Source organism: Pseudomonas sp. FW215-R2 (genome assembly GCF_058789255.1).
In genome coordinates this window covers 24,086-40,959 of record NZ_JBYTBO010000031.1, presented here as the reverse complement: position 1 = coordinate 40,959, position 16,874 = coordinate 24,086, and the positions used below count along the sequence as shown (strand labels likewise).

Annotated in this window: 2 protein-coding genes; both read right to left on the bottom strand. The window is 62.9% G+C overall.

The genetic code is table 11. The features are described 5' to 3' along the window. Positions 1-21 precede the first annotated feature (21 nt). The gene (locus AC3WRD_RS28140) at positions 22-360 is read right to left on the bottom strand and encodes a tryptophan synthase subunit beta (protein ID WP_096823040.1); all 339 of its coding nucleotides are present in this window, start codon (positions 358-360) and stop codon (positions 22-24) included. 148 nt (positions 361-508) lie between these two features. Next, positions 509-16,741: a LapA family giant adhesin gene (locus AC3WRD_RS28135; RefSeq protein WP_102620532.1), complete on the bottom strand. Its 16,233-nt coding sequence runs from the start codon at positions 16,739-16,741 to the stop codon at positions 509-511. Positions 16,742-16,874 lie beyond the last annotated feature (133 nt).

The following is a 16,874-nucleotide window of genomic DNA, read 5'->3' as shown; positions in this document are numbered from 1 at the left end:
GGCACGGACAGTACAAAAAGATCAGATCAACCCGGTCTCTTCATCATCGATCAACTGACTCAACCCGCCCAGCGCTTCCCGGGCCTGGGTACGGTCCATCAACTTGGCCTGGGCCGCCGGCGGCAGGTCGGTGACGCGGATCACGCCTTTGCTGGTCAGCACCTGAATCAGGTCGTCGAGTACCCGGATCATTTCCAGGTCGCTCTGCTTGAGCTGCTTGAGGCTGTTTTCCACCGCGGCGTTGGCAAACCAGGCCTGGATTTCATGGTGGTCGGCCGGCAGCGTTTCCGTGGCCTCGGCCCAGGCGGCAGCTTCCACGCGAACCAACTGACCCTGCGCATCGCGTTGCACGTAAAACATTGAGCATCCCTCAGAAATGAACCCGCGTCATGCTGTCAGCAGCATAGCCAACTGCGCGCGAGTATGCGGTGCGCCGACGAAATCGTCACCGGGGTGATGGGCGCAAACGTGACGGCCGCCCCATTGGGGCGGCCGTTTTGTTCACGCATCAGCTGTTGTTGTGGTCGACCTTGATGGTCGGATCGCTGCCGGCAATCAGGTTGTGAATGTTGGCAGTGGACCAGTTGTTGCCTTCCAGTTTGATCGTCACGTCCGGTGTGGCGGCTGCGGCATCACCCGAGTTGAACTTGCCGCCAGAGCTGACTTGCAGCGACGACACACCGTCGACCGTGGTGATCTTCAGGAAGTTGTCGATGGTGCTGCCGGTCTCGCCCTGCAACAGATCACGCAGGTCGATGCGGTCGCCTTCGCTGGCCTTGAAGTCCTTGATCACGTCGTTGCCGGTGTCGCCTGCCTTCCAGACGAAGGTGTCGGCACCGGAACCACCGATCAGGATGTCGTTGCCCGGGCCACCGATCAGCGTGTCGTTGCCGGTGCCGCCGAGCAGGATGTCATTGCCCTTGCCGCCGTCGAGCAGGTCGTTGCCGCCCGAGCCGAACAGGATGTCATTACCCGCGCCGCCCAGCAGCGTGTCGTTGCCGTCATGGGCACCGGACACATCGAACGCCTGATAGTGCTCGGTGATGTACTGGTGCACGTTGCTGGTGGTGACTTTGCTGACATCGACGCCGGTCTGCTGCGCGACGAACGCCTGCATCGCCTGGTAACCCTCGCCGGCAATGCCGTTGAAGCTCACCAGATCGCCGAACAGGATGTCGTTGCCGTCGCCGCCGCTGACGGTGTCGTTGCCCGGCATCGTCGCCTCGGTGTGGCCGATGATCGAGTTCGCCAGATCCTTGGGATCGATGTTGGTCTGCGGGTTGTGATCGCTGTCGTAAGGTTTCAGATCGTTGAGGCTGACGCCGCTGTTGATACCGATGGCCTCGACGTTCGACAGCCCGCTGAGCAGCGCGAAGCCGCTGTTGGCGTTGTCGGTGGTGGCCGACGTGGTGCTGTTGCCGCTACCCGCCAGGCTCGACAGCTCATAGGTGCCGTCGCCCTGGGCGTGGATGGTGCCGAGGCTGTTCCAGCTCCAGTTGCCGTTCTTCAGCGTTTGCAATACCACGGCGCCAGCAGTGTTGATGCTCAGGTAGTGGGTGCTGTCGATGTAGGTGCTGAAGCTGTCGCCCAGTTTGTAGTTGCTGGTCTTCACCACATCGTCGAGCTTCACGTTGCCGTACAGCGTCGGGTTGGTCTGCTCGCCGCTCTGGTAGTAGGTCGGCTGGCCGTCGGTGATGAAGTACGTGAGGTTCTTCGCCCCGGTGTTGGCCAGCGCTTCAGTGCTCTGAAAGAAGTTGGCCGTGGCTTTGAACACGTCTTCATAGTTGGTGCCGCCGCCGGAGGTCATCGAGTCCAGCACGGCTTTGAGCAAGGTCAGCGCATTCGGGTCGTTGAGGTTCACCGACACCGACTTGTTGACCTGGGTATCGAAGTCCACCAGGAAGATGTTCACCGTGCCCGAGTTGTTGCCCATGCTCTGCTTGAGGGTGTTGAACACCGACGTCAGCGAGTCCTTGGCGGCGTTGATCGACGAGGCGCTCATGCTGCCGGAGCTGTCGACCATGAACGCGATGTTGTAGTTGGTGCCCGGCACCACGGTCAGGCCGCCGATGTCGGCGACCATGATGTCGTTGCCGTCGGTGCCGGTGAAGGTGTCGTCACCCGAGGTGGCGACCACTGCGTTGTAGACCGCCGGCACCACGGTGACCGGAATGGTCGCGGTGGTGCTGGCCGAGCCGCCCACGGCCTCGGTGGAGGTCGAGGTCACGGTCAGGTTGAACTGGCCGTTGTAGTAGGTCGGCGGAGTCACGGTCAGGGTGCCGAGGTTCCAGCCGGTGACGTTGGCGTCGCCGCTGGTGGCGGTCACGGTGAAGCTGTGGCCTGCGCCGTCGCTGAGGACCGATCCGACCGGTGCGCCGCTGATCTTGATGCTCAGGGTTTCCGAGCCGTCGGTGTCGGTCAGCGCGGTGCTGATCGACGACAGTTTCACGGTGGTGCCTTCGGCGCCGGTGTTGAGTTTGTAGCCGTCGTAATAGCCTTCGCCGTTGCTGCCGTGCAGGTCGGAGACGGTCACGCCTGCGTTCACCAGATCCGTCACGCCGGTGTAGATCGGCACGCCGGCACTGCTCAGATCGATCGGCGTGCTGCCGTTGACCGACAGGTTGACGTCGTAGCTGCCCGGACCGCTCTGGTTGTGGTGGTAGATGTCCAGGGTGTAGTAGCCGCTGGTGGTCGGGGTGAACGAACCGTTGAGGTTGCCGCCCGCGCCCCACGTCGTGGACGCCACGCTCTTGCCGCCGATGGTCACCAGCAGGCTGTCATCGCCAGTACCGGTGAAGGTGTAGGTCTTGCCGGCTTCCAGATAGATCAGGCCCGAAGTCTTCGATGCGGTGCCGGCGGTCACGCTGCCGTCGGATTGCACGTTGGTCACGGTGCCGCTGGAGTTCGGTGTGCCGGCGCCGTCGATCACGTTTTTCAGCGTGGTCGAATTCGCGCCGCTGCCGTCGGTGCCCAGGCCCGACAGGCCGGTCCAGACTTCCTTGATCAACCCGGTGGACTTCACGCTGTTATCGGCAACCGACAGGGTCGGTGCATCCGCCACTGGCGTGATGTCGATCTTGATGGTGCCGGTGTTGCCCAGCAATTGGCCGTCGGTTGGCTGGAACTTGATCTGTGCGTAGTCAGCCTGGTTGTTGCCCAGGCCGGTGCCGCCGTAACCGTTCACGCCCGACTCGTTGGCATCCGGCATGAAGCGCAGCTTGCCGGCGTCGATGTCGGCCTTGCTGAAGGTCTGGTTGGTGGCGACGTCTTTCCAGGTCGAACCGTCCAGATACTGCAGTTTGCCTTCGCCCGGCAGCTGGGTGATTTTCACACCCAGGCTCGAGGCCGGGCTGTCCACGTCGCTGACGCCGAAGGTCGACCAGCCGAGAATCAGCGGGGTGTCTTCGGTACCGGTGACATTGACCGGAGCGGCGACCGGCGCGTCGTTGACCGCCACCACATTGACCGTGGTGGTGGCGACGTTGGAGTAGTTGCCGCCATCGGTCACGGTCACGGTGATGATCCGTGGCACGGTGCTCGGGTCTTCACTGCTGTTGGTGAAGCTGATGTTCTTGATCTGCTGCATGTAGTCGGCCAGCGTCGCATTGCCCGACAGGGTCAGCGTGATCGTGCCGTTGGTGCTGTTGGCATTGATGGTGATGCCGTTGACGCTGTTGCCCAGATTCAGCGCATCGCCGTCCTGACGGTTGGTCAGCACGATGGTGGCGCCGGTCAGCATGGTGCTGTCCGGGTCGGTGATCTTGATATCGGTGTCGGCAATCGACACACCCGCGCCCGGGGTGTTCTCGGTGAAGGTCACCTTGTAGTCGGCCCCGGTGGCGCCGCTGGAGTTGTTGGCGTCGAGGTCGATGACCGGTGGCGCATCGTTGTCGATGATCGAGGTGCTGACGCTGCCGTTAGTGCTGCTGACGGCGAGGTTCTCGAAGTTACCGCCGGTGGCCGAGTCGATCTTGACCACGAAGTTCTCGGTGCCTTCGGTGATCTTGTCGTCGATGGTCGCAACGTTGAAGGTCGCGGTGCTTGCACCGGCCGGGATCTTCACGGTGTACACGCCGGTGAAGTCCGAACCGTCGGCGGCGGTGCCGCTGTAGACGATTTTCAGGGTCACTTCGGTTTGCGCCGGGTGGGTCAGGCTGACGGTGTAGCTGGCGGTCTGGCCTTCGGTCACCGAGGTGCTGCCGGTGATGCTGACGGTAGTGGTGTCGATGGTGTCGGTGACGCTGGTCACCGCTGGTGTATTGCTGGTCACCAGGCTCTCGAAGTTGCCACCGGTGGCGTTGGTGATCGAGGCCTGCACGTTGCCGGCGTCCTTGTAGACGTCATCGGCTGGCGCAGGAACGGTCACGGTGCCGGTGGTCTTGCCGGCGTCGATGGTGATCACGGCGCCGTTCGACAGGGTCACGGTCACTGGCGAGCCAGCGGCGTTGGTCAGTGTTGCGGTGTAAGTGATCGAGCCACCCTCGGCCACGGTGCCGGTCGCGGTGAGCGACAGGTTGGTGGTGTCGATGGTGTCGGTGACCGTAGTCGAAACCGGCGTCTTGTCGGCCACGAGGTTTTCGTAGTTGCCGCCAGAAACGTTGGTGATCGAGTTGGTCAGCGGTGCATGACCGGTCAACGCGTCGTTCGGCGCGGTGGTGGTCACGGTGCCGGTGGTCTTGCCGATGTCGATCGTGATCGACTGGCCGTTGGACAGGGTCACGGTCACTGGCGAACCGGTTACAGGCGCACCCACGGTCGCGGTGTAGACAACGTTGCCACCTTCGGCCGCCGTTGTGGTCGCAGTCAGCTTCACGGTGGTGGTGTCGATGGTGTCGGTGACGCTGGTCACCGCTGGCGTGGTGCTGGTTACCAGGTTCTCGAAGTTGCCACCGCTGGCGTTGGTGATCGTGGCCTGCACGTTGCCGGCATCTTTGTAGACGTCATCGGCTGGCGCAGGAACGGTCACGGTGCCCGTGGTTTTACCGGCGTCGATGGTGATCACGGCGCCGTTCGACAGGGTCACGGTCACTGGCGAGCCAGCGGCGTTGGTCAGTGTTGCGGTGTAGGTGATCGAGCCACCCTCGGCCACGGTGCCGGTCGCGGTGAGCGACAGGTTGGTGGTGTCGATGGTGTCGGTGACGGTGGTCGAAACCGGGGTTTTATCGGCCACGAGGTTTTCGTAGTTGCCGCCAGAAACGTTGGTGATCGCGTTGGTCAGCGGTGCATGACCGGTCAACGCATCGTTAGGCGCGGTGGTGGTCACGGTGCCAGTGGTTTTACCGATGTCGATCGTGATGGTCTGGCCATTGGACAGGGTCACAGTCACTGGCGAGCCGGTCACCGGTGCGCCGACAGTCGCGGTGTAGACAACGTTGCCACCCTCGGCCGCGGTTGCGGTCGCGGTCAGCTTCACGGTGGTGGTGTCGATGGTATCGGTGACGCTGGTCACCGCTGGTGTGTTGCTGGTCACCAGGTTTTCGAAGTTGCCGCCCGTGGCGTTGGTGATCGTGGCCTGGACAGTGCCGGCGTCTTTGTAGACGTCATCTGCCGGGGCTGGAACGGTCACGGTGCCGGTAGTTTTACCCGCCTCGATGGTGATCACGGCGCCATTGCTCAACGTTACGGTCACCGGAGTGCCGGCAGCGTTGGTCAGTGTGGCGGTGTAGATGATCGAGCCGCCCTCGGCAACCGAGTTGGTGGCGCTCAAGGACAGGTTGGTCGTGTCGACGGTATCGGTGACGGTGGTGCTGACCGGTGTCTTGTCGGCCACCAGATTTTCGTAGTTGCCACCGGTTACGCCGGTGATCGCATTGGTCAGCGGTGCATGACCATTCAACACGTCGTTAGGCGCAGTGGTGGTGACAGTGCCGGTGGTCTTGCCGACTTCGATGGTGATCGACTGACCGTTCGACAGGGTCACAGTCACTGGCGAGCCAGTCACCGGGGCGCCCACGGTCGCGGTATAGGTGACAGTGCCACCTTCGGCTGCCGTCGTGGTCGCGGTCAGTTTCACGGTCGTGGTGTCGATGGTGTCGATGACGCTGGTCACCGCTGGCGTGGTGCTGGTTACCAGGTTCTCGAAGCTGCCACCGCTGGCGTTGGTGATCGTGGCCTGCACGTTGCCGGCGTCTTTGTAGACGTCATCGGCTGGCGCAGGAACGGTCACGGTGCCGGTGGTTTTGCCGGCTTCGATAGTGATCACCGCGCCGTTGCTCAGGGTCACGGTCACTGGCGAGCCCGCGGCGTTGGTCAGGGTCGCGGTGTAGGTGATCGAGCCGCCCTCGGCCACGGTGCCGGTCGCGCTGAGCGACAGGTTGGTGGTGTCGATGGTGTCGGTGACGGTGGTCGAAACCGGGGTTTTATCGGCGACCAGGTTCTCGTAGTTGCCACCGGTCACATTGGTGATCGCGTTGGTCAGCGGCGCGTGGCCGGTCAACACATCGTTCGGTGCGGTGGTGGTCACGGTGCCGGTGGTCTTGCCGACTTCGATGGTGATGCTCTGTCCATTCGACAGGGTCACCGTGACGGGTGAACCGGTCACAGGGGCGCCGACAGTCGCGGTGTAAGTGACCGTGCCGCCTTCAGCCACGCTGGTGGTGGCGGTCAGTTTCACGTTCGTGGTGTCGATGGTGTCAGTGACGCTGGTCACCGCTGGCGTGGTGCTGGTCACCAGGTTTTCGAAGTTGCCGCCGGTGGCGTTGCTGATCGTGGCCTGAACGGTGCCGGCATCTTTGTAGACGTCGTCGGCCGGTGCAGGAACGGCCACGGTGCCGGTGGTTTTGCCGGCTTCGATGGTGATCACGGCGCCGTTGCTCAAGGTCACGGTCACCGGAGTGCCCGCAGCGTTGGTCAATGTGGCGGTGTAGATAATCGAACCGCCCTCGGCGACCGAATTGGTGGCGCTCAAGGACAGATTGGTGGTGTCGACGGTGTCGGTCACAGTGGTGTTGACCGGTGTCTTGTCGGCTACCAGATTTTCGTAGTTGCCACCGGTCACGTTGGTGATCGCGTTGGTCAGCGGCGCGTGGCCGTTGAGCGCATCGTTCGGCGCAGTAGTGGTCACGGTGCCGGTGGTCTTGCCGACTTCGATGGTGATGCTCTGGCCATTCGACAGGGTCACCGTGACGGGTGAACCGGTCACAGGTGCGCCAACAGTCGCGGTGTAAGTAACGGTTCCGCCTTCAGCCGCCGACTCGGTCGCGGTGAGTTTCACCGTGGTGGTGTCGATGGTGTCGGTGACCTGGGTCACGGCCGGTACGGTGCTTGGCACCAGGTTTTCGAAATTGCCACCGGTGGCGGTCGAAATGGTTGCCTCGACTTTGCCGGCGTCTTTGTAGACGTCGTCCGCCGGAGCCGCAACGGTCACGGTGCCGGTGGTCTTGCCCGCTTCGATGGTGATGACTGCACCGTTCGACAAGGTCACGGTGACTGGCGAGCCAGCAGCGTTGGTCAGGGTCGCGGTGTAGATGATCGAACCACCCTCGGCGACCGAATTGGTGGCGCTGAGGGTCAGGTTGGTGGTGTCGACGGTGTCGGTGACCGTGGTCGAAACCGGGGTCTTGTCGGCTACGAGGTTTTCGTAGTTGCCGCCGGTTACGCCGGTGATCGCGTTGGTCAACGGCGCGTGACCGGTCAACGCATCGTTCGGTGCGGTGGTGGTCACGGTGCCGGTGGTCTTGCCGACTTCGATGGTGATCGACTGACCGTTCGACAGAGTTACGGTCACTGGCGAGCCAGTCACAGGCGCACCCACAGTCGCGGTGTAAGTGACAGTGCCGCCTTCAGCCGCCGACTCGGTCGCGGTGAGTTTCACCGTGGTGGTGTCGATGGTGTCGGTGACCTGGGTCACGGCCGGAACGGTGCTTGGCACCAGGTTCTCGAAGTTGCCGCCGGTGGCTGTCGAAATGGTCGCTTCGACTTTGCCGGCGTCCTTGTAGACGTCATCGGCCGGAGCCGCAACGGTCACGGTGCCGGTGGTCTTGCCGGCTTCGATGGTGATCACGGCGCCATTCGACAGGGTCACGGTCACCGGAGTGCCGGCCGGGTTGGTCAGCGTGGCGGTGTAGACGATCGAGCCGCCTTCGGCCACGGAGCCAGTGGCGCTCAGGGTCAGGTTGGTGGTGTCGACGGTATCGGTGACGGTGGTCGAAACCGGTGTTTTGTCGGCCACCAGATTCTCGTAGTTACCACCCGTCACGCCAGTGATCGCGTTGCTCAGTGGCGCATGGCCGTTGAGCGCATCGTTCGGCGCAGTGGTGGTCACGGTACCGGTGGTTTTACCCACTTCAATCGTGATGCTCTGACCGTTGGCCAAAGTGACAACCACAGGCGAGCCGGTGACTGGCGCGCCAACCGTCGCGGTGTAAGTGACGGTGCCGCCTTCAGCGGCCGTTTCGGAAGCGGTCAGCTTCACCGTCGTCGTATCGATGGTGTCGGTGACTTCCGTTACGGCTGGAACGGTACTCGGAACGAGGTTCTCGAAGTTGCCACCGGTTGCATCCTTGATGGTGACTTCGACCTTGCCGGCGTCTTTGTAGACGTCGTCGGCTGGAGCGGCAACGGTCACGGTGCCCGTGGTCTTGCCGGCTTCGATGGTGATGACGGCGCCGTTCGACAGGGTCACGGTCAGCGGCGTGCCGGCCGGGTTGGTCAAGGTGGCGGTGTAAACGATCGAGCCACCCTCGGCCACGGTGCCGGTCGCGGTCAGCGACAGGTTGGTGGTGTCGACGGTGTCAGTCACGGTGGTGTTGACCGGGGTTTTGTCAGCTACGAGGTTTTCGTAGTTGCCGCCCGTCACGTCGGTGATCGCATTGGTCAGCGGTGCATGACCGTTCAACGCATCGTTCGGTGCGGTGGTGGTGACGGTGCCGGTGGTCTTGCCGACTTCGATGGTGATCGACTGACCGTTAGACAGGGTCACGGTCACTGGCGAGCCAGTCACAGGCGCGCCAACAGTCGCGGTGTAAGTGACAGTGCCACCTTCAGCCGCCGACTCGGTCGCGGTGAGTTTCACCGTGGTGGTGTCGATGGTGTCGGTGACCTGGGTTACGGCCGGAACGGTGCTTGGCACCAGGTTCTCGAAGTTGCCGCCCGTGGCCGTCGAAATGGTTGCTTCGACTTTACCCGCATCTTTGTAGACGTCATCGGCCGGAGCCGGAACGCTTACGGTGCCGGTGGTTTTACCGGCTTCGATGGTAATCACCGCGCCGTTGCTCAGGGTCACGGTGACCGGCGTACCGGCTGGGTTGGTCAGGGTCGCGGTGTAGACGATCGAACCACCCTCGGCCACGGAGCCAGTGGCGCTCAGGGTCAGGTTGGTAGTGTCGACGGTGTCAGTCACGGTGGTGCTGACTGGCGTCTTGTCGGCCACGAGGTTCTCGTAATTGCCGCCCGTCACGCCAGTGATCGCGTTGGTCAGCGGCGCGTGGCCGTTGAGTGCATCGTTCGGCGCGGTGGTGGTGACGGTGCCGGTGGTCTTGCCGACTTCGATGGTGATCGACTGGCCGTTGGCCAGGGTCACGGTTACAGGCGAACCGGTCACAGGTGCGCCAACAGTTGCGGTGTAGGTGACAGTGCCGCCTTCAGCCGCCGACTCGGTCGCGGTGAGTTTCACCGTGGTGGTGTCGATGGTGTCGGTGACGTTGGTCACGGCTGGAACGGTGCTCGGCACCAGGTTCTCGAAACCGCCACCGGTGGCGGTCGAAATGGTCGCCTCGACTTTACCCGCATCTTTGTAGACGTCATCGGCTGGCGCAGGAACGGTCACGGTGCCAGTGGTCTTGCCGGCTTCGATGGTGATCACCGCGCCGTTCGACAGGGTAACGGTCACCGGAGTACCAGCCGGGTTGGTCAGGGTGGCGGTGTAGACAATCGAGCCACCCTCGGCGACCGAATCGGTGGCCGTCAGGTTCAGGTTGGTCGTGTCGACGGTGTCCGACACCGAGGTGTTTGCCGGTTTGCTGTCGACCGCCAGGTTTTCGTAGTTGCCGCCGGTGGCCTTGTCGATGGTCACGCTCAGCGAGCTGCCGCCAGCCAGCGGGCTGTTCGGTGCGACGAAGTTCACGGTGCCGGTGGTTTCGCCGACGGCGATGGTGATGGTCTGGCCGTTGGACAGGGTCACGACGACCGGCGAGCCGGTCACGGGCGCCGTCACGGTCGCGGTGTAGACCACGGTTTCGCCTTCGGCGACGTTGGCGGTAGCGGTCAGCGACACGGTGGACGTGTCGATGGTGTCATTGACGGTGGTGACCGCCGGGGCGGTGCTGGTGACCAGGTGTTCGAAGTCGCCACCGGTGGCGCCCTTGATGGTCGTTTCGACGGTGCCGGCGTCCTTGTAGACGTCGTCCTTCGGTGCATCGACGGTCACGGTGCCGGTGGTTTTGCCGGCCTCGATGGTGATCACGGCGCCGTTGCTCAACGTCACGGTCACCGGGGTGCCGGCGGCGTTGGTCAGGGTCGCGGTGTAGGTGATCTGGCCACCTTCGTTGACTGCCGGCGTCGCGCTCAGGGTCAGGTTGGTGGTGTCGACGGTGTCGGTCACGGTGGTGCTGACCGGTGTCTTGTCGGCTACGAGGTTCTCGTAGTTGCCGCCGCTCACGCCAGTGATCGAGTTGGTCAGCGGTTCGTGACCGTTGAGTGCGTCGTTCGGCGCGGTGGTGGTCACGGTGCCGGTGGTTTTGCCGACTTCGATGGTGATCGACTGACCGTTGGCCAAGGTCACGGTGACCGGCGAGCCAGTCACAGGTGCGCCAACAGTCGCGGTGTAAGTGACGGTGCCGCCTTCAGCCGCCGACTCGGTCGCGGTCAGTTTGACGGTCGAGGTGTCGATGGTATCGGTCACTTCGGTGACGGCCGGAACGGTGCTTGGCACCAGGTTCTCGAAGTTGCCGCCAGTGACCGTCGAAATGGTTGCTTCGACTTTACCCGCATCTTTGTAGACGTCATCGGCCGGAGCCGGAACGCTGACGGTGCCGGTAGTTTTGCCGGCCTCGATGGTGATCACGGCACCGTTCGACAGGGTCACGGTCACCGGGGTGCCGGCCGGATTGGTCAGGGTCGCGGTGTAAATGATCGAACCACCCTCGGCCACAGAACCGGTGGCGCTCAGGGTCAAGTTGGTGGTGTCGACGGTGTCGGTGACGGTGGTGCTGACCGGCGTCTTGTCGGCCACGAGGTTCTCGTAGTTGCCGCCGGTTACGCCGGTGATCGAGTTGGTCAGTGGCTCATGACCGTTCAGCGCGTCGTTAGGTGCTGTGGTGGTGACGGTGCCGGTGGTTTTACCGACTTCGATGGTGATCGACTGGCCGTTGGACAGGGTCACAGTCACAGGCGAACCGGTGACAGGCGCGCCGACGGTGGCGGTGTAAGTGACGGTGCCGCCTTCAGCTGCCGATTCAGTCGCGGTCAGTTTGACCGTGGTGGTGTCGATGGTGTCGGTGACTTCGGTGACGGCCGGAACGGTGCTTGGTACCAGGTTCTCGAAGTTGCCGCCGGACGCGTCCTTGATGGTGACTTCGACTTTGCCCGCGTCTTTGTAGACGTCATCGGCCGGCGCCGGAACGCTGACGGTGCCGGTGGTTTTACCGGCCTCGATGGTGATGACAGCGCCGTTGCTCAACGTCACGGTCACCGGCGTGCCGGCCGGGTTGGTCAGGGTCGCGGTGTAGACGATCGAACCGCCTTCAGCCACAGAACCGGTAGCACTGAGGGTCAAATTGGTAGTGTCGACGGTGTCGGTGACAGTAGTCGAAACAGGGGTTTTGTCAGCAACCAGATTCTCGTAATTGCCGCCGCTGACGCCAGTGATCGAGTTGCTCAGTGGCTCGTGACCGTTCAACGCATCGTTCGGCGCGGTGGTGGTGACGGTGCCAGTGGTCTTGCCCACTTCGATGGTGATCGACTGACCGTTGGCCAAGGTCACGGTGACCGGCGAACCAGTCACGGGTGCACCCACAGTCGCGGTGTAAGTGACTGTGCCACCTTCAGCTGCCGACTCGGTCGCGGTCAGTTTGACCGTGGTGGTGTCGATGGTGTCAGTGACTTCAGTCACGGCAGGAACAGTGCTCGGAACCAGGTTCTCGAAGTTACCGCCGGTTGCATCCTTGATGGTCACTTCGACTTTACCGGCGTCTTTGTAGACGTCATCGGCAGGGGCTGGAACGGTCACGGTGCCGGTGGTTTTGCCCGCTTCGATGGTGATGACGGAGCCGTTGCTCAACGTCACGGTCACCGGCGTGCCGGCCGGGTTGGTCAGGGTCGCGGTGTAAACGATCGAACCGCCTTCGGCCACGGAGCCAGTCGCGGTCAGCGACAGATTAGTGGTGTCGACAGTGTCGGTGACCGTAGTCGAAACCGGGGTTTTGTCAGCCACGAGGTTTTCGTAGTTGCCACCGGAAACGCCAGTGATCGAGTTGCTCAGTGGTTCATGGCCGTTCAACGCATCGTTCGGCGCGGTGGTGGTCACGGTACCGGTGGTTTTGCCGACTTCGATGGTGATGGTCTGGCCGTTGGCCAGGGTCACGGTCACAGGCGAACCGGTGACGGGGGCGCCAACGGTCGCGGTATAGGTGACGGTGCCACCTTCGGCTACGGACGTATCGGCGCTCAACTTCACGGTCGAGGTGTCGATGGTATCGGTCACTTCAGTGACGGCCGGAACGGTGCTTGGCACCAGGTTCTCGAAGTTGCCGCCGGAAGCGTCCTTGATGGTCACTTCGACTTTGCCGGCGTCCTTGTAGACGTCATCGGCCGGAGCCGGAACGGTCACGGTGCCCGTGGTCTTGCCAGCTTCGATGGTGATGACGGAGCCATTGCTCAACGTCACGGTTACCGGGGTGCCGGCCGGATTGGTCAGGGTCGCGGTGTAGACGATTGAACCGCCCTCGGCCACGGAGCCAGTCGCGGTCAGCGAGAGATTGGTGGTGTCGACGGTATCGGTGACGGTGGTGCTGACCGGCGTCTTGTCGGCCACGAGGTTTTCGTAGTTGCCGCCGCTCACGCCAGTGATCGAGTTGCTCAGTGGCTCATGACCGTTCAGTGCATCGTTCGGCGCGGTGGTGGTCACGGTACCGGTGGTTTTGCCGACTTCGATGGTGATGGTCTGGCCGTTGGCCAAAGTGACGGTGACCGGCGAACCGGTCACTGGCGCGCCCACCGTGGCGGTGTAGGTGACGGTGCCGCCTTCAGCAGCGGACTCGGTCGCGGTGAGTTTCACCGTGGTGGTGTCGATGGTATCGGTGACGTCGGTGACGGCTGGAACGGTGCTCGGCACCAGGTTCTCGAAGTTGCCGCCGGACGCATCCTTGATGGTCACTTCGACTTTGCCGGCGTCTTTATAGACGTCATCGGCTGGCGCCGGAACGGTCACGGTGCCAGTGGTTTTACCCGCTTCGATAGTGATGACGGAGCCGTTGCTCAACGTCACGGTCACTGGCGTGCCTGCCGGGTTGGTCAGGGTCGCGGTGTAGACGATCGAACCGCCCTCGGCCACGGAGCCAGTCGCGGTCAGCGACAGATTGGTGGTGTCGACGGTATCGGTGACGGTGGTGCTGACCGGCGTCTTGTCAGCCACGAGGTTTTCGTAGTTGCCGCCAGTCACGCCAGTGATCGAGTTGCTCAGTGGCTCATGACCGTTCAATGCATCGTTCGGTGCCGTGGTGGTCACGGTGCCGGTGGTCTTGCCGACTTCGATGGTGATGGTCTGGCCATTGGCCAAAGTGACAGTCACTGGCGAGCCGGTCACAGGCGCGCCCACGGTCGCGGTGTAGGTGACAGTGCCACCTTCAGCAGCGGTTTCGGAAGCGGTCAGCTTCACGGTCGTCGTGTCGATGGTGTCAGTGACTTCAGTGACGGCCGGAACGGTGCTTGGCACCAGGTTCTCGAAGTTGCCGCCGGAAGTGTCCTTGATGGTCACTTCGACTTTGCCGGCATCTTTGTAGACGTCATCGGCAGGGGCTGGAACTGTCACGGTACCGGTGGTTTTACCCGCTTCGATGGTAATGACGGAGCCGTTGCTCAACGTCACAGTCACCGGCGTACCGGCCGGGTTGGTCAATGTAGCGGTGTAAACGATCGAACCACCTTCGGCCACGGAGCCAGTGGCGCTCAAGGTCAGGTTGGTGGTGTCGACGGTATCGGTCACGGTGGTGCTGACCGGCGTTTTGTCGGCCACGAGGTTTTCGTAGTTGCCGCCGGAAACGCCGGTGATCGAGTTGCTCAGCGGCGCCTGGCCGGTCAGCACATCGTTTGGCGCCGTGGTGGTCACGGTACCGGTAGTCTTGCCGACTTCGATGGTGATCGACTGACCGTTGGCCAAAGTGACAGTCACTGGCGAGCCGGTGACCGGTGCACTCACCGTGGCGGTGTAGGTGACAGTGCCGCCTTCCGCGACCGACGTATCAGCCGTCAGTTTGACGGTCGAAGTGTCGATGGTATCGGTGACTTCCGTGACGGCCGGAACGGTGCTTGGTACCAGATTCTCGAAGTTGCCACCGGAAGCGTCCTTGATGGTGACTTCGACCTTGCCGGCATCTTTGTAGACGTCATCGGCTGGCGCAGGAACCGTTACGGTGCCAGTTGTTTTACCGGCCTCGATGGTGATGACGGAGCCGTTGCTCAACGTCACGGTCACCGGCGTGCCTGCGGGGTTGGTCAGGGTTGCGGTGTAAACAATCGAGCCGCCTTCGGCCACGGAGCCGGTAGCGCTCAGGGTCAGGTTGGTAGTGTCGACGGTATCGGTCACGGTGGTGCTGACCGGGGTCTTGTCGGCTACGAGGTTCTCGTAGTTGCCGCCCGTTACGCCAGTGATCGAGTTGCTCAGTGGCTCATGACCGTTCAACGCATCGTTTGGCGCGGTAGTGGTGACGGTGCCGGTGGTTTTGCCGACGTCGATGGTGATGGTCTGGCCGTTGGCCAAAGTGACGGTGACCGGCGAACCGGTCACTGGCGCGCCCACCGTAGCGCTATAAGTGACAGTACCGCCTTCAGCCGCCGACTCGGTCGCGGTCAGTTTGACCGTAGTGGTATCGATGGTGTCGGTGACTTCGGTGACGGCCGGAACGGTGCTCGGCACCAGGTTCTCGAAATTGCCGCCAGTGGTGCCGGTAATGCTGACTTCGACCTTGCCGGCGTCTTTATAGACGTCATCGGCTGGCGCCGGAACGGTCACAGTGCCAGTGGTTTTGCCAGCCTCGATGGTGATGACGGAGCCGTTGCTCAACGTCACGGTCACCGGGGTGCCGGCCGGATTGGTCAGGGTCGCGGTGTAGACGATCGAACCGCCTTCAGCCACGGAACCGGTGGCGCTCAGCGACAGGTTGGTGGTGTCGATAGAGTCGGTGACCGTGGTGGTCGCCGGCGTCGTGTTCGGTACCAGGTTTTCGAAGTTGCCGCCGGTAGCGCCGGTAATCGTGGTGCTGACGGTGCCACCGTTGTTGTAGACGTCATTCGGTGCGGTCGGCACGTTGACGCTGCCGCTGGTCTTGCCGGCTTCGATGGTGATGGTCGAGCCGTTCGACAGGGTGACGGTCACCGGCGTCTGTGCCGGGTTGGTCAAGGTCGCGGTGTAGGTGATCTGGCCGCCTTCGACCACGGTGCCGGTGGCTGTCAGGGTCAAACCGGTGGTGTCGATCGAGTCCACAATCGTGGTGACGGCCGGCGTCGGGTTCGGCACCAGGTTTTCGAAGTTGCCGCCGGTTGCGCCCGTAATCGTGGTAGTGACGGTGCTGCCGTTGTTATAGACGTCATTCGGCGCGGTCGGCACGTTGACGGTGCCGGTGGTCTGGCCGGCGCCGATGGTGATGGTCGAGCCGTTGGACAGGGTGACGGTGACCGGTGTCTGCGCCGGGTTGGTCAGGGTCGCGGTGTAGGTGATCTGGCCACCTTCGGTGACGCTGTTGCCCGCCGTCAGGGTGACGGTGGTGGTGTCGATGGTGTCGGTGACCTGGGTCACGGCCGGGGTGGTCGGCACGGTGACGGTAATGCCGTTGCCACCGGTGGTGCCGGTGACGGTCACGTTGATCTGGGTCGGGTCGTTGTAGACCGTATCGTTCGGTGCCAATGGCACGTTGACGGTGCCGGTGGTGGAGCCTGCCGGAATCACGATCACCGAGCCGTTGGACAGGGTGATGGTCAGGTCGGTCAGCGGCGCCTGGGTCAGGGTCGCGGTGTATACAAGCACGCCGCCGGCTTCAGTGATGGTCGGCGTGGCGCTGAGGCTCAGGGTCGAGTCGCGCAGGGCGTTGGTGGTGGTATCGGTGGTCTGGCCACCGGTGATGTTCTGGGCGGCCTGGCCACCGGAGTTGATGCCTGCGGTCGGGAAGCCGATGGTCGGGTCGACACGGCCTGCGGTCGCGTCGAGCATCACGAAACTGTGGCCGCCACCGGCAGCACCGCCCGTGCCTGCGGCGCTTGGGCCGGCAGCGGTGGCTTCAAGGGCGGTGGTCGGGTCAGCGCCGGCGGCGATGGCTTGTTGCAGTTCTGCAACGGACGGCGCGGCTTGCGCAGAGGCCTCGGCCAGATCGGTGCTGGAGTCCGGAGTGCTGGCGCTCCACTGCGTGTCGCGGCCCAGGTCCAGGGTGCGACCATCGGCCAGTTCCAGGGACACCGCGCCGGAAACGCCGGTATCGACCTGATCACCGACGAACAAGCGGTCGCCTTCAACGAGTACGCGACGGACGCCCTCTGGGGACACCACGAAAACCTGACCGACAATGCTTTTGACGATGGCAACAACACTGCTCATTGAAGACTCTCCGGGTGTCACGTTCAGTTGACTTCCATAGACCTGATGGCTTTCTGCGCCGATTCAGTCTGGACGTACTTTTAAAAAAATGTGAATCAAGTTTGACGCTGATCTTCGTCAATATTTTGGCTAG

Bases quoted from the DNA above. Each gene is read 5' to 3' on its own strand.
- AC3WRD_RS28135 (WP_102620532.1), bottom strand. From the start codon at position 16,741: ATGAGCAGTGTTGTTGCCATCGTCAAAAGCATTGTCGGTCAGGTTTTC.
- AC3WRD_RS28140 (WP_096823040.1), bottom strand. From the start codon at position 360: ATGTTTTACGTGCAACGCGATGCGCAGGGTCAGTTGGTTCGCGTGGAA.